This window comes from Desulfoplanes sp. PS50 (assembly GCF_053851535.1).
Map to the genome: position 1 here is coordinate 13,236 of NZ_JBSPZA010000008.1, position 18,038 is coordinate 31,273.

Sequence of the window (18,038 nt, forward strand, 5' to 3'; positions counted from 1 at the left end):
GTGCCCCTTGTGAATGTGATGGGTATGATTTTTCTGCCGTCGTTGTGTATCCGTTTGAACCATCAGGAAATCGAACATGCTGCGTATAAAAAATCTAAAATGCACCTACGGGAACATTGTTGCGGTCCACAATGTGAGCCTGTCAGTCAGGCAGGGGGAGCTTATCTCCATCATCGGGGCCAACGGCGCGGGCAAGAGCTCGCTGCTGCTGGCCGTGTGCGGGCTGCTCACCACCTGGGAGGGCGAGATCCATTTCAAGGACGCGCCCCTCAGAGGGATGTCGCCTCCGGCCATTGTCCGCGCCGGGATCAGCATGGTTCCGGAGGGCAGGCAGATCTTCGCTCCTTTAAGCGTCATGGATAATCTGAAACTTGGGGCCTATACCAGGTATCGGATGGGGCTCAAGGCTGAGGCCCGCGAGGACCTGGAGAAGATTTTTTCAATGTTCCCCATTCTTCGGGAACGGGCTGATCAACCGGCCGGGACCCTGTCCGGAGGGGAGCAGCAGATGCTGGCCATTGGCAGGGCCCTCATGGCCCGGCCCCGGCTGCTCGTTCTGGACGAACCTTCCATGGGGCTGGCCCCGAAGATCGTGGACATGATCTTTACGGTTATCCGGGATCTCAAGGATCGGGGCGCAACCATTCTGCTTGTGGAGCAGAATGCCCGCGCGGCCCTGGAGATCGCGGACCGCGGTTATGTTCTGGAGACCGGCAAGGTGGTCCTGCAGGGCAGCGCGGACGAACTGCTCGTGGATGACGATGTCAAACGGGCCTATCTGGGCCGGGATTACGGTGATTTTTACGAAGGGAGGGAGTGAACATGGCCGAGGTGCACCACATGACCATGGAGGAGAAGGAGCAGCTCAAGCTGGAACGGCTGCAGACGACTCTGAACCGGGCGTACAAGAACGTGCCTTTTCACCGGAAACGTTTTGCAGACTGCGGGCTCTTGCCCGAAAACATCGCCGGCCTGGAGGACCTGATTGTTTTGCCGTTCATGGACCGTTCTCATCTGGCCACCCACTATCCCTACGGGTTGTTCGCCGTGCCGCTTCGGGACATCGTGCGTATCCATACGGCCCCGGGAACCGGAATCAGGCCGAGCGTCAGCGGCTACACCCGAGCGGACCTGCTCATCTGGCAGAAGCTGGTGGCCAGAAGCCTTGCAGCGGCCGGCGTGCGAGAAACGGACATCGTCCAGATCCATCTTCCCCCGGGGCTCTCGGGCTGGGCCCGAGATTACAAGGACGGGGGCGAGGCCCTGGGCGCCGGGGTCATCCCCAACTCGTCCCTCTCCCTTGCCAAGACCCTCATGGTCCTTCGGGATTACAAGACCACCACATTGGTGACCACGCCGGTCTTTGCCCGTGAGCTCATGGAGCATATCTTTGAGCGGGATTTCAATCCCAATGAACTGAACCTGACCCGGATCATCCTTGTGGGGGAACCGGTAACGCGTGAGGCGGTCAGTGATCTTGAAGACCGGCTTCACGTGAGCGTGTGGCGGCATTACGGACTCAGCGAGATCCCGGGGCCGGCCATGGCTCATGAGTGTCCGGATCACGGGGGATTGCATATGAGCGATGATCATATTCTCCCGGAAATTGTCGATCCGGCCACAGGCAATCCGGTTGAACCCGGGGACAAGGGGGAACTCGTGCTGACGACGCTTTCGGTCCGGGCCTTTCCCCTGATCCGCTTTCGCACCGGCGATATGGCCCGTCTGGTCACCGAGTCCTGCGGATGCGCTTCGAACCTGATGAAGATGGAGGTGTTGCCGGAACGGGCAGATTCCCTGCTGATTATTTCCGGGATCAAAATCTCCCTGCCCCAGGTCAATGACTATCTCTCCACGGCCCTGAACATGGAACACCCCCGGTGTACCATCCTGAAGACCCGGTCCAGGGGCACGGAAATCCTGTCCATCAGCGTGGCCATGGACGACGCGCTTTTTTCCGACGAGATCAAGGAGTTGGAAAGCCTGGTCAACCGTACCCGGGCGTCTCTGGAGGAGCAGATCGGTGTCGGGGTGAGGATTACGCTCATGCAGGGGCGGTGAGGGCAGAGGAGAAAAAATGGAGTGCGCAGTGCGCAGTACACAGTGCGCAGATCGAAAAATGTCGTCATCCCGGACGTGATCCGGGATCTTGAAGGACGCGGCTGAAAGATTCGCATCAAAGATCTCCCCATGTCGTTCAAGATCCCGGCCTTCGCCGGGATGACGGTACATACGGTTGGTTGAGGGCCGCGACAATTACGCCCCTGTTTGCTGTTGCGGCCGGGGCAGACTGTCCTTGGCCGGGGCGAGGGCCGAACCCAGCCAATGGATCATCTCGCCGAGATTTTTCATGTTGGCCAGCCCTTCGGCATCGTTCTGCACATCTCCCCTGTCCAGACCGTAGCCCATGTTCCAGTAGGTGGACCCCGGAAGAATCATCTGCGACATCTGGTACATGTGGTTGATGGTATCGTACACATGGGTAGCCCCGCCTCTGCGCACCGCAACCACGGCCGCGCCGATTTTTCCTGCGAAAAGGCCCCCGTTGACATGGGCGACGAACCCGGCCCGGTCAATGAGGGATTTGATATCCGAGGCAACGCCTGCGAAGTAGGTGGGTGAGCCAATGATGACGGCATCGGCCCTGAGCATTTTTTCGATGCACTCGTTGACCATATCGCTTTTGACCGCGCATCGGCCATCCTGGTTTGTGATGCATTTCCCGCAGGCAATGCATCCGGCAGGATTTGTGCCCCCCACCTGGACCACCTCGGTCACCCATCCATTGTCGTTCAAGGGTGCCAGAACCCCGTCCAGAAGGTGCCGGGTATTTCCTTTTTTCCTCGGGCTTCCGTTGAATGCTACTGCGTACATGGATCGCTCCTTGTGCGTTGACGTTTTCATAATCCTCATTGTGCCACATGACCGGGCCTGGAACAGACAGGCATACAACGTGTTGTTCTGCTCGTTTTTCCCTGTTTTTTACAAGCTGATAAAAAAGGTGACACCCTTTTTGTCAGCTTGTGTGTTTCGCACGATTCTGCCTCCTGTCAACTCTTCGAAAACACCCCCCATCAGCATGCTGGCATTGCCCGTGCTTGAGAGTGAGAAGCTGTACACTCGTATCAGTTTCCATGGCCTCTCCCAAGGAGATGTCTTGCTGGCGGCATGGCATGTGATTTTTCCCGTCTTTTGCCATGGCCTATCGGAACTTAGTATAAGCAAAGGGGGGAATCATGAGCAAGCACCGAAATCGTTTGATTCGTTTTTTCATTGCGTGCGGGGTCGTTCTCATGCTGCAGGGATGCAGGCCGAGCGCCGAGGAGGTGGTCAGGCAGGCCAGGGTGGACATCGATCCCTCGGTGACCTTGGGGCAGGCCCTTTCTCTGTATTCCTATTTCGGCGAGACCCACTGGCGTTCCTTTGTGGATGCGTGCGGTCACGAGATCGTGGAATTTAATGGGGATATGGATTATGATCGGTTTGTGGAAAGCTGTTATGTGGGGGTTCAGCTTACCCCTTCCATGATCAGCAAGGCCAAGAATCTTCTGAAGGACAGGCTGATCACCTATGTGGCCCGTTTCGAGCTACGCGGGGATGGCAGGGATTTCGATCTGGACTACAGCGCCCTTAAAATCATTGAAAAGGATCAGGACAAACACAAGATCACCCGGACCATCGTGGACAGTGACCATCATATTTTTGAGTTCATCTATCTGAACAATCCGGAACCGCTCACCTACGAGACTCTGCTCACAGCGGCCATGTGAGTCGTGGGACGGGAATGGCCGATATTTTGGTTTGTGTGTGCGTATGCGCTGAGATTGGGGCTAGAGGAGCACGACCTGTTCCGGGAATTCGCCAGTGATCGTTGACAAGAGTGTGGGGCGGAGACATAGCACTCCTCTTTGGCCATGACAGGGATGATGGGTGGCCGTCATTCACTGCCTTTTCTTGTCACCCCTATCGAGGTCCCCATGTCCGATTCTTCGTCCCCTTTATCCTCCACTGCCGTTCTCGGTTTTGGGTTCGCTCTTGTCGCAACCATTATCTGGTCAGGTAATTTCATCGTTGCCCGGGGATTGGCCGAGACCTTTCCCCCGGTTTCCATCGCCTTTTTCCGCTGGCTCGTGGCAACTGTCATTCTGCTGCCCTTTGGCCTTCCCCATTTCGTCCGGCAATGGGCCCTTGTGCGATCCAATCTGCCCCACCTCGTTGTCAGCGCCTTTCTGGGCATCACCTTATTCAACACCCTGATCTACATCGCCGGGAAGCATACCACGGCCATGAATCTCTCCCTGATCGCCGTGTTTTCTCCGGTATGGATCATCGTGCTGGCCCGGATTTTCATGCACGAACCCCTGAGCTTTCGCCGGCTTGCAGGGGTGGCTCTGGCCGTTATCGGGGTCGTTGTCCTGACGACTTCCGGCGATTTGAGCATCCTGACCCGGTTGACCTTCAATCCCGGCGATCTGCTCATGGTCGCGGCCACAGCCGTGTTTGCCATCTATTCCATCCTGATCAGACAGAAACCCCGGGACATCGAGCCCACGACTTATTTGACAGCAACGTTTCTTTTCGGTCTGATCATGCTTATACCCTGGGTCGTCTGGGAGTGGACGAGTCATCCGCTGACCATGCCCGGTTCCGGGGTTGTCGGCTCCCTGCTGTTTGTCGGCATTGGGCCGGCCCTGGTTTCCTATGTCTGCTGGACCAAGGCTGTTGCGTCCATCGGTCCGGTCAAGGCGGGTATTGTCTATTATTCACTGCCCCTGTTCAGCGGGACCCTGGCCTGGATGATCCTGGGAGAAACCATGACCTGGGTGCATGGAACGGCGGGGGTGATGATCGTCACCGGGATTGTGGTGGCTACGGTGGGGAGGAAGTAGGGATGATGGGTAGGCAAAGACGGGAGACGGGAGGCACGGAGACGGGAGGCAGGATAAAAAGGATAGAGGATATATGATTCAGTGAGGTCGGAGATCAGTAAAGTTTTCGAGACATTGTAGGGGCGATTCATGAATCGCCCGTTTGACCGAGACCCGGGAGGCGAGGGAAAACAGAGCGTAAGGGAGGTCGAATCAATATGCTACACAAACGCTGCATAACGACCCTGATCCTGCCCTTGATCCTGGGTGCCGGGACCATGGCCCTGGGAATCATGGCACCGGAATATTATGCCGAGCGGTCGGAAAACGCCCGGATCAAGGCCATCGGGACGATCGACCGGATCGATATTCTGGAAGTTGGAAAATATTGTACTACCAAGCGGGTCATCTTCTGCCGGGAGTTCGGGCTGACTGCAGAGGTCGGACCGGTGTTCAACGGAACCTGCAAGTCCGTTGAAACCGATTTTCAGAAACGTCACGGCATGGTCGGACCCACCATCTACTTCTATCCCCGTCAGGGTGACCGGGTGTACGTGACCATCACCGAACCGGGCGGGGCGATCACCTCGTTGACACCGGTGACGCCGGAACTGGAAAAGGCCCTGCGTACCGCACCGGAAACCATCCGGTACGGCATGAGCAGGGTCTTTGTTCAGGAATGATCGATCAGCAACAATTGCCGGCCGGGGCCAGACTTTTCAGGCTGAAGAATGACGGGCGGATTTAGAGACTACCATTTTTGAGTATCGCCTCTTTGCTCGTCATCCCGGACTTGATCCGGGATCTTGAATGGTCTGAAGAACGGTTCGACGGTTATTCGACATCATGTCCATATGTCCATCAAGATCCCGGCCTGCGCCGGGATGACCAGAGGGCGGGCATGGATTCTCAAGTGCCCGGACATTCCGAATAAATACTACATTAACGCCGTACTGAAGTACCTCTCGGCTCTATCAGGAAGGATGGTGGCCACGTTGCCCGGCAGTTTTTCAGTCATCTTCCGGCAGGCCCATATATTGGCCCCTGAAGAGATGCCCACCAGCAGACCGTGTTTCTGGCCGAGTTCCCGGGTGGTGGTGATGGCATCCTCGTCCGTGACCTCGATGACCTCGTCCACCAGTGAGGTGTCCAGGATGTCGGGCACGAAGCCGTCACCGATTCCCTGGATCTGGTGCAGCCCGGGTTCATGGCCGAGCAGGGCGGAAACATTCTTGGGCTCCACGGCCACAATGCGTACGCCCGGGCGATGTTCCTTGAGAAAGCTGCTCACCCCCTGCAGGGTCCCTCCGCTTCCCACACCCGCCACAAAACAGTCGATTTCCCCACTCATCTGCCGCCACAATTCCCTGGCCGTCTCCTCGTAATGAATGCGCGGGTTGTCCGGGTTCTCGAACTGCTGGGGCACGAACACGCGCGGGTCATTTGCCGCAAGTTCCCGAACCTTGTCCACGGACCCGCCGATGCTCGCCTCGGCCGGGGTCAGGATGAGTTCCGCCCCGAGGGAGGTGATCAGTTTCTTGCGTTCCTCGCTCATGTTCTCGGGCATGACAATGCGCACGGTATATCCCTTGAGCCGACCGACCAGGGCGATGCCGATGCCCGTGTTTCCCGAGGTCGGTTCGACAATGATGGAATCCGGGGTCAGTCGGCCGTCCCGCTCGGCCCCTTCAAGCATGGCCAATGCCACGCGGTCCTTGACGCTGCCGCCGGGGTTCAGAAATTCCGCCTTGGCAAAAATATTTTCCCCCTTGAGCTGGATGAGCGGGGTATTGCCGATGAGATCGAGGATATTGTCCGTACGCATATGGTGTCCTTGTGAGAGGGTGAGAGATGATGCACGCCCGAGTGGGTAGCCCATGGGCCATGGGGTCTGTCAAGATGGAAGCACAAAGGTCCCAGGGTAAATCTGTTCTTATGGCAGGCGCTTGGATGAGAACCCATCCAACCCTTATATAAGCTGGAACTGGAAGGGCTATATTTTTTCTTCTCAATGTGCTATGCGGATGGGCGAAGAAAGGTCTCATGTCTGGGTGGAAGTCATTTGTGGTCGACTATGTTGACAGAGCCTTTTCCGGGTAGATGTGTCTACCCGAAGGAACCCCCATTTCTCCCCTTCCCCTGATGGCGCGGGCATGGTCGTATGCATACTGAAGTTACAAGAAACAAACCAAGAAACAAACCAAGGAGAATGTATGCATACGATCAGCACCCATCAGAAAGATGTAGCCAGGCAGCTCGACCGGGACGGATGGAAATCCAACTGGAAGGACTGGAAGTGGCAGATCAGCAAATCCGTGCACGACATCGCGACGTTTGAAAAACTCCTCGGTGTGAATTTCGGTGAGCGCAAACGCAAGGCCTTCAAGATGACCGTGGCCAAGTTCCCTATGTCTGTAACCCCGTATTATCTTTCTTTGATCGATCCCGATGATTATGAGAACGATCCGGTTTTCAGACAGGCCTTTCCCTCACCCAAGGAGCTGGATATCGGTCGTTATGACATGACCGATCCCCTGGCCGAGGACACGGACAGTCCGGCCCCGGGCATCACGCACAGGTATCCGGACCGGGTACTCTTTCATATCAGTAATCTCTGTTCCATGTATTGCCGGCATTGCACCAGAAAGCGCAAGGTCGGGGACCGGGACAGTGTCCCGTCCAAGAAGCAGCTTCTGGCCGGAATCGACTATATCCGAAAGACCCCGGCGGTCCGTGATGTTCTGCTCTCCGGCGGAGATCCGTTTATGCTTTCCGATGAGATGCTCGACTGGATTCTCGGCGAGGTACGCTCCATCGATCATGTCGAAGTGGTTCGTATCGGGACGCGGATGCCGGTGGTGCTGCCTTACCGGGTGACGGACGACCTTGTTCGGGTTTTGTCCAAACATCATCCCCTGTGGCTGAATACCCATTTCAATCATCCCCGGGAGATAACCAATTCCTCCAAGACTGCCCTGGCCAAGCTGGCCGATGCCGGAATTCCCCTGGGCAATCAGAGTGTGCTCCTGGCAGGGGTCAATGACTGCCCGAGACTGATCAAGACCCTGAATCAGAAACTGGTTCGCAACCGGGTCCGACCCTATTATCTCTACCAGTGCGATATGTCCGAGGGGCTGACCCATTTCAGAACACCCGTGGGCAAGGGCTACGAGATCATCGAGAGTCTGCGCGGTCATACCAGCGGTTTTGCCGTGCCAACCTACGTGATCGACGCGCCCGGCGGAGGGGGCAAGATTCCGGTCATGCCCAATTACGTGATTTCATGGGGAACCAGAAAGGTGGTTCTGCGCAATTACGAAGGGGTGATCACCACCTACTGCGAACCCGAGCACTACGAGAATCAGGATTGCGACCGCAATTGTGAGGCGTGCAAGCTGCAGCTCAAGGAAGATGACGGTGTGGAACAGTGCATCGGTATCGAGAAGCTGCTTTCCGACTGGGACGATACCCAGAGCCTGACTCCCAGTGAAAACGAACGTATGGACCGGAGATCCGATGATGCCGATGCGGTCTAAGACGGAAAATACCCCCCGGGACAGGATCGAATCCCTGGGGAAGTCCGTGATCCAGCATGGCCGGCTCAGCGACCGGGTCTATCTGATGAAGATCCATTCCAAGGACCGACCCGGCCTTGCCGCTCGGCTCAAGAAACTGGCCCGGGATCGCGGTTACTCCAAGATCTTTGCCAAGGTGCCCGAACCCGCATCCGGAGATTTTCTGGATGCGGGTTTCTCCACCGAGGCCAAGGTTCCCGGAATGTTCCAGGGGGAGACCACGGCACGCTTCATGGGCTATTATCTGGAGAACTGGCGAAAGACCCCGCAGGACAAGGGGCTGGAAGCCGATGTGCTGCGCACGGCCCTTGCGAAACAGGGCCCGGGGGGCGAGCCCGGGGAGCAGCTGTCAGGAAGATGTATTCGGGAACTCACTCGAAGCGATGTGGATCAGATGGCCGCTGTCTATGCACGGGTTTTCGAGTCCTATCCCTTTCCCATCCACGATCCCGCCTATCTGCTCGAGACCATGGACAACGATGTCCGCTACCAGGGAGTTTTCCAGGACGACCGGCTGGTCGCCCTGGCCTCGGCTGAAATAGACGTCCGGGGGGGCAATGCCGAGATGACCGATTTCGCGACCCTGCCCGAATACCGCGGTCAGGGACTTGCCGGGTTGCTTCTTTCCGGACTGGAATCCATGCTCGCTGACACGGGGATCGCAACCGTCTACACCATTGCCCGGGCCATTTCCTTTGGCATGAACATCACCTTTGCCAAAAACGGCTATGAGTACGCCGGGACCCTGGTCAACAATACCCATATAGCCGGCGGCCTGGAGAGCATGAATGTCTGGTACAAACGGCTGCTGTCTGGTGCACAGAGAGAACCGTAACTGAATATAGCGGATAGCTGTCGCTCAGGTTCCGGCAGGGTGGAAGTCTCATGGCCGGCTTACCCCGCTTTGAGTGGCTTGAAACTCCCTTACCGGCCTCGTACCATCAAGCCGTTGCTCGATAACGGCTGGAAGTTTTGGAATAATGTCAGGCAACGGCTTGATGAACGATGCCTGGCTCGGTCAGACAGTCAATCCTCTCAAAGCGGGGTAAGCCGGCCATGAGACAGAATATGTGATGTGCCTGGATGAGAACTTCTTTGCCTTGAAGGGGCTGGAAAACAGGGTTGATCCTCCAGGTTCATGGGGTTAGGTTGCGTGTACTTCAACCTCAACCAACAGGATCATTACATGTTCACTCATGAACAACTTCGCAAATACGCCCGGGTTTTGGTATGGGGACTTACCAAGGCCCGGGTGCATTCGTATGAAAAAGGGGACGTCGTCCTGGTTCGCAGCGACATCGATGGACTGTCCCTGACCCGCCATGTGGTCGAAGAAATTCTGGCCATGGAGTGTCATCCCGTGGTCCGGGTGAATACTGATCCCGGGTGCGAGAAGAGTTTCTTTGACGCGGCCCGGGAGTTCCAGATCGCCTTCAACATCCCCGGAGACAGGGAGCTCTATGAGCGGCTCAACGGTCTGGTCTCCATCATCTCTCCGGCCTCGCTGACCCATCTGAAAGACGTTGATCCCGGCAAGATTTCCCAGGCCGCTGTGGCCAGAAAATATCTGCGGGACATTCTGGACGAGCGCGAGGCCCGCGGCGACTTCGGCTGGACCCTCTGTCTCATGCCCACACCGGCCCTGGCAGAAAATGCAGGACTCGATGAAGCGGAATATGCGGATCAGATCGCCCGGGCCGTCTACTTAAACGATGACGATCCCGTGGCCCGTTGGGAGGAGATCTTCACCCGGGCCGGAAAGGTCAAGGCCTGGCTGAACAGCATGGATGTGGCTTCGTACCATGTCCTTTCCGACCATGTGGACCTGTGGGTCACTCCGGGATCAGAGCGACAGTGGATCGGGGTTTCCGGCCACAATATTCCCAGTTTCGAGCTTTTTTTATCCCCTGATTGGCGGGGCACCAGCGGGGTCTATTATGCGGATCAGCCATCCTTTCGAAGCGGTAATCTGGTCAGGGGGGTGCGCCTGGAATTCAGGGAGGGCGAGGTGGTCTCCATCTCTGCCGAGCAGGGTGAGGACTTCGTGCGCAACCAGCTGAACATGGACCCCGGGGCCAAGCGACTCGGGGAATTCTCCCTGACCGATACCCGATTCTCGTGCATCGATCATTTCATGGCCAACACCCTGTATGACGAAAATTACGGGGGTGTGCGGGGCAATTGTCATGTGGCTGTGGGCGCTTCGTACGCGGACACCTATGCCGGGGATATCGCTACGCTCGACAACGAGCTGAAACAGGAACTCGGATTCAATGATTCTGCCCTGCATTGGGATCTGGTCAATACCGAGGACAAGAAGGTCGTTGCCCATCTGCACGATGGCAGCGAGGTGGTCGTCTATGCGGGCGGCCGGTTCCAGCTGGACGGCTTGTAGGTGCGCGGACCGGATCGTTCTTGATCCCGACAACGCTACGCAAAAAAGGCTGCATGGTTTTCTGGAAACCATGCAGCCTTTTTTGTAGGTTCATTCTGAAGGTATGGTCCGGCAAAATATCACATACAAGGGGGCAGATTCCATATCTGCCCCCTTTCTGCGTAAAAAAATCGATGCATAGATGCTCATCTATCGTGGGAACCGGATGGTGGTTCCCACGCGCGGTGTTGTTGTCTCCCAAAAAGGGCAGATATGGAATCTGCCCCTACGATCTCTTCCCCAGACACCGAGCCAATCGGGCCGTCATCCGATTGATGAGGTCGGCGTACAGGCAGAGGTACAGGAGCAGGGTGAGCAGCCAGAGCATGCCCAGATTGAACCAGAAGGTCGGGATGAGGATCGATCCCACCCGTTTGGTGGCTGCCCCGAAATGGGCTCGGCCCAGGGATGAACTCGGGGGTTTGCAGATGGGACTGCTCAGCTGGACCACATGCCCGTTTTGGACTCGCAGGGACGTGAGGCCCATGCTGCCGAGGACGACATGGGTAACGCTCGTGTTTGTGTGGTTGTTTTTCAAGGCCCTGATCCCGTCTGTTCCCAGCGCTGCCTTGCGGTCTTTTTGTATCTGCTGTTTGGCAGCGAACACATTTGTGCGTTTGGTTCTGAGGTCTTTGGCGGCTGCAAGCACAAAATTTCTGATCGTTTTCTGCTCGTTGCGTCCATACCTCTGGGGATCGAAATCCTGGTCGGTGAGTCCCGAATCCATGCCCAGTCGTGCTTCGAGTTGACGGATTTCGTTGCGGGCGGTGCGCAGGGACTCTTTGTCATTATTTTTTTTGTCGGTGTTACTTGCATTCATGAACGGCCGATCGGCCAGACTCTTGATTTCTTCCAGCCGATAATCCAGGTCGAAGTCGATCTGTCTGAGTTTGCAGTCCAGGTCGAAAAGAGGGGCCATGTACCGGTTGTTGACGTACTGCTCCGTGACCAGGGCCTCGTATCCCCAGCGCGAGGGCATGATCCCGGCGTAGAGGGGGACATAATTGTCTCTGTTTGTTCTGGAACTCAATTCGTTGAAATCAATGACACTGCCGCACAAAAGCATCTGCGGGATGAGCAGGAGAGGGACAAGGATGTAGATGGCCACCACGGATTTGAGTGAAGCGGACACGTTCAATCCCACCAGACATGAGCAGAATCCCGCGCTGAAGAGTACGGCGAATCCGGGGAGGTACATGTTCGGGATATCCAGCAGAGGAAAGCTGACGAGCATGAACCCCAGGACCTGGATGGCGGTCATTCCGGCAAGGAAGGCGCATTTGCCGTTGAGGTATCCGAATCGGCTCAGGCTCAGAAATTGTTCCCGTTTGAGGATTGTGCGATCCCTGACAATCTCTTCGGCGCTCACGCTCAGCCCCATGAAGATGGCTACGATCACGCTCATGAAAAAGAACATGGCGATGTTCACGTTGTCCGCAAAGGGAATCTTCTCACCGGACGAACCTCGACACAGCCAGGCCAGGACCAGGCCGATGAGCGGGGCCTCGAGCATGTTGATGAACATGTATTGCCGGTTGGCCACGCGTGTGAGCAGGTTGCGGGTCAGGAAGATGGTAAATTGTCCCCACAGGCTCGGTCGCCAGAGTCTGCGCGGTGGCGGGGTGGTCTGATCGGTCCTCTCGTGTTCTGGTGCGGCCTGTTTACATCCCAGATAGCGTTGGTGCCATGCTTCGGGGGAGACCAGCCGGTCCCTGGTGAATCGACCCCGCTCGTCCACCCGCTTCATCTCGATGATCTCGAAGATCTGTTCCGGATTCACGTTCCCGCAGGTCGGGCACATGCACTCCTCGGCCCCTGAATGCTGGGCCGCAGTGCGAAAATAGGTGATCGCCTCCATGGGATTGCCGTCGTAGATGGGTCGACCCCCTTTATCCAGAACCCACAGGGAATCGAACATCTGGAAGATCTGGAAGGAGGGCTGGTGGATGACCACGAAGACCAGACACCCGTTGTTGGCCTGTTCCCGGAGCAGACTGATGACGTTCAGGGAATCGGACGAAGAGAGCCCGGACGTGGGCTCGTCGGCAAAGAGAATGGCTGGTTCGCGGATGAGTTCCAAGGCGATGTTCAACCGTTTGCGCTGCCCCCCGCTGATGGTCTTGTCCAGGGAGGAGCCGACCTTGAGATCGCTTGTCTCCACCTGGCCCAGGTCGATGAGGGTTTTCTCCACCCGTTTACCGGTTTCCTCGGGAGAGAGATTGTTCAGGCACAATCGTGCGTTGTAGTACAGGTTCTGGGCAACGGTGAGATCCTCGAAGAGGAGGTCGTCCTGGGGCACATACCCGATTACGCCTTCGAGTTCCGGATCACCCGCGTACAGGTCGCGGCCGTTGATGAGCAGGGTTCCCGAGTCGGGCGGCAGGGTGCCGTTCAAAATGCTCAGCAGGGTGGATTTGCCCGTGCCGCTGCCTCCCATGATTCCGATGAGCTGTCCCGATCCCTGTTTGAAGGAAAAGTGGTGCAGCCCGTTGTCGCTTCCGGGAAACCGGAAATCCAGCTCTTTGCCCTCAAAGACCACGGGTGAGGACTGTTTGCCCAGGTGCAGGACCTTGCTGATATCCGAATAATAGCAGGGCCTCCCCATGCCGTCCCGAAGCAGCCCGCCCTGAGGGAGGACCTGAAAATGTCCGGTGCGGGTCAGACGACCGTTGATGGTCAGGATCCCGCGGGTGGGCATGATCAGCATGGTCCCGGTCTCCCGGATATGCAGAAGGGTCCAGGCAGCGTTGAACGACGGGAGGTTCAGGAAGGTGCAGGCGCACTCGTCCGGGGCAGCTTCTCTGTCCTGGACCAGGAAGGATTGGCCGAGACGGTGATAGGATGAGGGGTGATGGATGAAGTTTGCCAGATCCTGGAGCACGTCCCAGTCCATATCCAGGGCCGACGCCAGAATGGAGGCCGTAGTGGCGTCATCGTCATCCGGCTCGAACAGGGAAAGGATGTTGGCCAGCAGGATGTAGTGTTCTTCCCGGGGCAGATTGCTGCATAGTTCCGTGCAGATGTCCCAGGCCCCCTGCTTACGGGATTGATCGTCCCCCGCCATGGCCATGTCCAGAAAATCGTCGAAGAGGAGAAGATGTTCTTCCCTGTCGTGCAGGCTCAGATGTTCTTCCAGGTAGCGTTCCACCAGTGAGCGGGTGGTCCTGGTTTTTGCATCCCCCCGCATGGACGAGAGCAGGGCGAACAGCCTGAGCACGGCGACGAGCATTGTCTGGGTCATGATGTTCTCCAAGAACAAAGGCCGACAAGTTTCCTTGTCGGCCTTTGTTCATCATTGTGAGCATGATTTCGGCACAGGGCGGGGATCAATCAAAACCGAGGTCGTTGAATTCGTTGTACAGAAGGCGCATCCGTTCCTTGGTCACGAAACGACCGATGGCCTTGACGTGTTCCATGGTCAACCTGCCTTTGTTGGTTTTCAGAAAATCGGCCAGGGATTCGAGCCAACCGACACGTTCGCCCCGTTCCAAAAACATGAATCCGTCTACTGCGTTGGCATAGGCCATGTCGCTTTCAAAAATATTGTACAACCCGAGAACCAGGCCGATGTTGGTCTGGAATTCAGCAAGGATTTTGTTGGTGGCTGCGGGATCGTTCATAAACAGGGCCGATCGCGTGGCGATGTACAGTCCTTCGATCAAACCGCCATATACTGAATCCACGACCACGTCGAAACCATGTTTGTCGGCCATGATCTTTTTGTACTTCGGGGCGTTGGCCGCGTAGGCCTCGATGACCTCGTCGATGTCCACCTTGTCGGGTTCACGCAGCATCCAATTGAGCTCGGGCGGAAACAGGGCGGCTGTTGAAACGATACTTTGCAGATTGGTGGTGTTCAGCAATGTGCCCATGGACTGGATAGCCTTGGCTGCGTCCTGTTTGCGACCAAATGATGCGGCGTACAGGGCGTCAAACTGATAGGCACCGATGAGCAGGTGGACACTCTGGCCGGGACCGAGGTCCGCTGAGAGATTCGGGGGCATCAACAATGATTTCTGGAAGGAGGCCCCGTATTCCTTGAGTGTTTTTGATACATCCATCATGTCCCGGATGTTTTTCTGGGACAGAATCTTCTGAGCCTGATCGATATACACCTGACTGTCGGTACCGGCAAAGGAATGGTTCGCGCCGACAAGTATGAGCAAGACACAAGCAAAGAATAACCGATTGACAATGGGCATTGCGGCCTATCCTCCTGAGGGTTGGATGTGGATGATCTGGATACTGGATCGACAGGAAGGCAGGTCGTTGTGAAGGACTGCACTTCCTTGTTTGTCCTTAGCCACAGGAAGGGATTTTATCAATATGAATCGTCAGACCGGAGCCGATTTTGTTTCATGGCAGGAAAGGAGCGATTCGCTGTGCTGCATAGAGCTTCTGCCCAACCCCCTGGTTACAAAAGTATGGGTGCGGGGTATGAGGGTGGACATACGTTCTATTCATTTTTGAGCCGGGCAACGGTCGCTTCCAGTTTGGAGGCGACCTCGGCCAGGTCGGCAATGGCCTGGGTGGCCTCCTCCATGCTCCTGGCGGTTTCGTCGGCAATCTGTCTGACATCCGTGGTGCTTTGGGTCACCTCTTCGCTGGCTGCAGATTGTTCCTCGGCTGCAGTGGCAATGCTTCGGACCTGTTCGGAGGTCTTGGCAATGATGGAGACGACGTCCTTGATGGAATCAGCCGTTCGCTTGGCAATGGTCACGCTTTCTTCAATGGTGTCTGCAGCCTGCTGCGTGGCATCGACATTCGTCTGGACACCCGCAAGAATGGTATTGATGGATGTATCCACATCCCGGGTGGCCTGCATGGTCTTCTCCGCCAGCTTGCGTACTTCATCGGCCACAACGGCAAACCCACGACCCGCATCTCCGGCTCGTGCCGCCTCGATGGCCGCATTGAGGGCCAACAGATTGGTCTGATCGGCAATGTCGTTGATCACCTCGATGATCTGACCGATGGCTCCGGCATCGTGACCAAGGGTGGTCATGGAGCTGTTCAGGGAGAGGATCTGATCGCGGACGGCATTCATCTTGTCCGCCGACTGCAGGACATCGCGTTCGCCCTGACGGGAGTGTTCCATGCTCGTTTCAGCGGTCAGGGCGGCATCTGAGGCGTTGTGGGCAACCTCCATGACCGAGGCGTTCATCTCTTCCATGGCTGTGGCCGTGTTGATGGTCCGCTCCTGCTGGATGCTCGCTCCCTTGTTGACCTGTTCGATCTGGGCCGAAAGCTGGGTCACGGAACTTGCGAGCTGTTCGGTCATGGTGTGAGCCTCGAGGGCCACCTGATTGATGGCCTGGTTCTGGGCTTCGATGATCCCCTGTTGTTCACGGATCTCCGTGAGGTCGAACCAGGTGGAGACCGCTCCGATGACCTGGTCGTCCAGATCACGGATGGGGGCGGCCGCAATGGAGACGATCAATTCCTTGCCATCCTGTCGGACATGGGTGTTTTCTTTGAGCAGGGTTTTGTTTTCCTTGAGGGCCTGGTCGGCGATGGTCGTTTTGTTCGTGTCATGATGGACCAGTTCGCCACTTGTAAGGCCCAGGACCTCTTCCACTGATTCGGTTCTTCCCAGGATATCGAGCATGTCCTGGTTGACAAAGGTGATTGTATTGTTCCTGTCCACCACGGCGCAGGGAAAATGGAGGCCGTTGAGTACCCCCTGGGCGAATCCGAGACGGTTTTTCAACTGACCGACCATGGTTTTGACCCCTTGGATGGTCAGACCGATGGCATCCTTGGCCTCATAGGATATGGTCGTTTGGAAATTGCCCGAAGCGACCTCCTGCGAGTAGGCGGCCAGCCGATCGAGAGGGCGCACCATGGCCTTGATCAGAAACCACAGGATGAGCACGCCGCTCAAGACAGCCACGAATCCGGTTATCAGGGAACCTGTCACCAGCTGTTGGTCAATGCCCTGAAGCAATGATTCTTCACTGGCAAACGAGGCAATATGCCAATCCCAGGGGGCAAAATAGTCTATTTTGGCCAGTTGGCGTTTTCCCTCGTCGAAATATTCGACAGTCTGGGAAGAGGCCTTTGAGAGCGCCTTGCCCAGAGGCAGTGAGGTGATCGCTTCGCCCTGGAGTTTGGTATCTGGGTGAAAAAGGACGGTGTCTTTGGAGTCAAAGGTGACCACATGGCCGTCACCGACCTGGAGATGATTCAGTCCGGTGCGCAGGGTCGGGGAAAGAATCTTTTCCCCCACAAAGATGACCGCGACAATGGTGTCGTCAAAGTCCAGGAGGGGCTTGTATGCGGTCACATACCAGTCATCGACCACAAAGGCTCGTCCGGTATAGGTTTTTCCCTGCATGACCGTCTGATAAACAGGGCTGGAGGAGGGGATGTATGTTCCCGTGGCCCGCTTTCCGTCAGCTGTTGTGACGTTGGTGGAGATGCGCAGCAATTTGTCCGGCAGGACCTGGAAGATGGTGGCAACCGCTCCGGTGGCATCCTTGATTCTATCCACCAGCTCAGTGCTTCTATTCAGACTGATCGCGGAGATTCGCAGGGTGGGGATCGTGATCTCTTCTTGATGGTTGGTCTGCTGGTTGGTTATGGTCATCGGTGCTGAGGACATTTCGTCCACAGAGAGATAGCCCATGTCGGTGATCGATTTTTCAAACAGGTTCAGATTGATTTTCAGCTTATCACCAATGCTCTCATTCTGCATGGCCAGGATGTCTCTGACCGAAGCACTGTTGTTTGCCAGGTCGGTTTCGACCAGGGCGGTCAGACTCTTTTTGACCTGGAAGTGAGAGACAGCACCCATGGTGGCGACGATAAGGGCGATCAAAAAAGCAAAGATCAGGGACAGCTTTGCCTGGAAGGAAAGATTCTTGAGCATACAGGTACCTTGGGATCTACGGGGAAGGAATTCATGCAGAGGGCTGCATCTACATGGTGGTTGGCCCGGAAGCAAACGGGTTCAAAAAAACATGGTAACTATTCAGGTCAAAATTTATCAGACGCAACAGACTGCAATGTAATGTTAAATTTGAGTGCCAGCCCGTAAATTTTAGAGATTTAAGGATTTCAGAAATTTTAGAAATTAAGGACCTGCACGCTAACCGCCTGTAATTTCTTAAATCTCTTAAATTTCTGAAATTTACAATTCTGATTCCCGGGAAATGCACC

General features: G+C 56.2%; 13 protein-coding genes. 8 read left to right on the forward strand and 5 right to left on the reverse strand.

The features are described from left to right. Positions 1–76 precede the first annotated feature (76 nt). Both ACTVJH_RS05185 and ACTVJH_RS05190 read left to right on the forward strand, forming a co-directional pair. Positions 77–820 (forward strand): ABC transporter ATP-binding protein, encoded by a 744-nt coding sequence (locus ACTVJH_RS05185; RefSeq protein ID WP_455988169.1) that lies wholly within the window; start codon positions 77–79, stop codon positions 818–820. A gap of 2 nt (positions 821–822) precedes the next feature. Then, entirely contained in the window at positions 823–2,061 is a 1,239-nt protein-coding gene (locus ACTVJH_RS05190) for a phenylacetate--CoA ligase family protein (RefSeq protein WP_455988171.1), read from the forward strand. A gap of 195 nt (positions 2,062–2,256) precedes the next feature. Here ACTVJH_RS05190 and ACTVJH_RS05195 read toward each other — a convergent pair whose 3' ends face one another. After that, complete coding sequence (locus ACTVJH_RS05195; RefSeq protein ID WP_455988173.1) at positions 2,257–2,874, reverse strand: flavodoxin family protein; 618 nt, start codon at positions 2,872–2,874, stop codon at positions 2,257–2,259. A 362-nt stretch (positions 2,875–3,236) separates the two neighbouring features. On the opposite strand from ACTVJH_RS05195, the gene ACTVJH_RS05200 reads away from it, so the two are divergent. The 3 genes from ACTVJH_RS05200 (at position 3,237) to ACTVJH_RS05210 (ending at position 5,551) form a co-directional block, all read left to right on the forward strand. Continuing rightward, entirely contained in the window at positions 3,237–3,770 is a 534-nt protein-coding gene (locus tag ACTVJH_RS05200; RefSeq protein ID WP_455988175.1) for a hypothetical protein, read from the forward strand. A gap of 207 nt (positions 3,771–3,977) precedes the next feature. Beyond that, positions 3,978–4,889 (forward strand): DMT family transporter, encoded by a 912-nt coding sequence (locus tag ACTVJH_RS05205; RefSeq protein WP_455988177.1) that lies wholly within the window; start codon positions 3,978–3,980, stop codon positions 4,887–4,889. A gap of 197 nt (positions 4,890–5,086) precedes the next feature. Next, entirely contained in the window at positions 5,087–5,551 is a 465-nt protein-coding gene (locus ACTVJH_RS05210; protein ID WP_455988179.1) for a hypothetical protein, read from the forward strand. A 254-nt stretch (positions 5,552–5,805) separates the two neighbouring features. On the opposite strand, the gene cysK is transcribed toward ACTVJH_RS05210, so the two are convergent. Next, entirely contained in the window at positions 5,806–6,693 is an 888-nt protein-coding gene (cysK, locus tag ACTVJH_RS05215) for a cysteine synthase A (protein WP_455988181.1), read from the reverse strand. Between the two features lie 388 nt (positions 6,694–7,081). Here cysK and kamA point away from each other — a divergent pair, with 388 nt between their 5' ends. The 3 genes from kamA to ACTVJH_RS05230 all read left to right on the forward strand — a co-directional run bounded on the left by kamA (position 7,082) and on the right by ACTVJH_RS05230 (position 10,838). Beyond that, on the forward strand, positions 7,082–8,404 hold the full coding sequence (gene kamA, locus ACTVJH_RS05220) for a lysine 2,3-aminomutase (RefSeq protein WP_455988183.1): 1,323 nt from the start codon (positions 7,082–7,084) through the stop codon (positions 8,402–8,404). Next, positions 8,394–9,278: a putative beta-lysine N-acetyltransferase gene (gene ablB / locus ACTVJH_RS05225; protein ID WP_455988185.1), complete on the forward strand. Its 885-nt coding sequence runs from the start codon at positions 8,394–8,396 to the stop codon at positions 9,276–9,278. The genes kamA and ablB overlap by 11 nt, the downstream gene beginning before the upstream one ends. A 351-nt stretch (positions 9,279–9,629) precedes the next feature. After that, positions 9,630–10,838 (forward strand): aminopeptidase, encoded by a 1,209-nt coding sequence (locus ACTVJH_RS05230; protein WP_455988187.1) that lies wholly within the window; start codon positions 9,630–9,632, stop codon positions 10,836–10,838. Between the two features lie 265 nt (positions 10,839–11,103). Here ACTVJH_RS05230 and ACTVJH_RS05235 read toward each other — a convergent pair whose 3' ends face one another. The 3 genes from ACTVJH_RS05235 to ACTVJH_RS05245 all read right to left on the reverse strand — a co-directional run bounded on the left by ACTVJH_RS05235 (position 11,104) and on the right by ACTVJH_RS05245 (position 17,748). After that, positions 11,104–14,118: an ATP-binding cassette domain-containing protein gene (locus tag ACTVJH_RS05235; RefSeq protein ID WP_455988189.1), complete on the reverse strand. Its 3,015-nt coding sequence runs from the start codon at positions 14,116–14,118 to the stop codon at positions 11,104–11,106. 85 nt (positions 14,119–14,203) lie between these two features. Next, positions 14,204–15,079 (reverse strand): hypothetical protein, encoded by an 876-nt coding sequence (locus ACTVJH_RS05240; RefSeq protein ID WP_455988191.1) that lies wholly within the window; start codon positions 15,077–15,079, stop codon positions 14,204–14,206. A gap of 254 nt (positions 15,080–15,333) precedes the next feature. Next, positions 15,334–17,748 (reverse strand): Cache 3/Cache 2 fusion domain-containing protein, encoded by a 2,415-nt coding sequence (locus tag ACTVJH_RS05245; protein WP_455988193.1) that lies wholly within the window; start codon positions 17,746–17,748, stop codon positions 15,334–15,336. Between the last annotated feature and the right edge of the window lie 290 nt (positions 17,749–18,038).

Bases quoted from the DNA above. Each gene is read 5' to 3' on its own strand.
- ACTVJH_RS05185 (WP_455988169.1), top strand. From the start codon at position 77: ATGCTGCGTATAAAAAATCTAAAATGCACCTACGGGAACATTGTTGCG.
- ACTVJH_RS05190 (WP_455988171.1), top strand. From the start codon at position 823: ATGGCCGAGGTGCACCACATGACCATGGAGGAGAAGGAGCAGCTCAAG.
- ACTVJH_RS05195 (WP_455988173.1), bottom strand. From the start codon at position 2,874: ATGTACGCAGTAGCATTCAACGGAAGCCCGAGGAAAAAAGGAAATACC.
- ACTVJH_RS05200 (WP_455988175.1), top strand. From the start codon at position 3,237: ATGAGCAAGCACCGAAATCGTTTGATTCGTTTTTTCATTGCGTGCGGG.
- ACTVJH_RS05205 (WP_455988177.1), top strand. From the start codon at position 3,978: ATGTCCGATTCTTCGTCCCCTTTATCCTCCACTGCCGTTCTCGGTTTT.
- ACTVJH_RS05210 (WP_455988179.1), top strand. From the start codon at position 5,087: ATGCTACACAAACGCTGCATAACGACCCTGATCCTGCCCTTGATCCTG.
- cysK (WP_455988181.1), bottom strand. From the start codon at position 6,693: ATGCGTACGGACAATATCCTCGATCTCATCGGCAATACCCCGCTCATC.
- kamA (WP_455988183.1), top strand. From the start codon at position 7,082: ATGCATACGATCAGCACCCATCAGAAAGATGTAGCCAGGCAGCTCGAC.
- ablB (WP_455988185.1), top strand. From the start codon at position 8,394: ATGCGGTCTAAGACGGAAAATACCCCCCGGGACAGGATCGAATCCCTG.
- ACTVJH_RS05230 (WP_455988187.1), top strand. From the start codon at position 9,630: ATGTTCACTCATGAACAACTTCGCAAATACGCCCGGGTTTTGGTATGG.
- ACTVJH_RS05235 (WP_455988189.1), bottom strand. From the start codon at position 14,118: ATGACCCAGACAATGCTCGTCGCCGTGCTCAGGCTGTTCGCCCTGCTC.
- ACTVJH_RS05240 (WP_455988191.1), bottom strand. From the start codon at position 15,079: ATGCCCATTGTCAATCGGTTATTCTTTGCTTGTGTCTTGCTCATACTT.
- ACTVJH_RS05245 (WP_455988193.1), bottom strand. From the start codon at position 17,748: ATGCTCAAGAATCTTTCCTTCCAGGCAAAGCTGTCCCTGATCTTTGCT.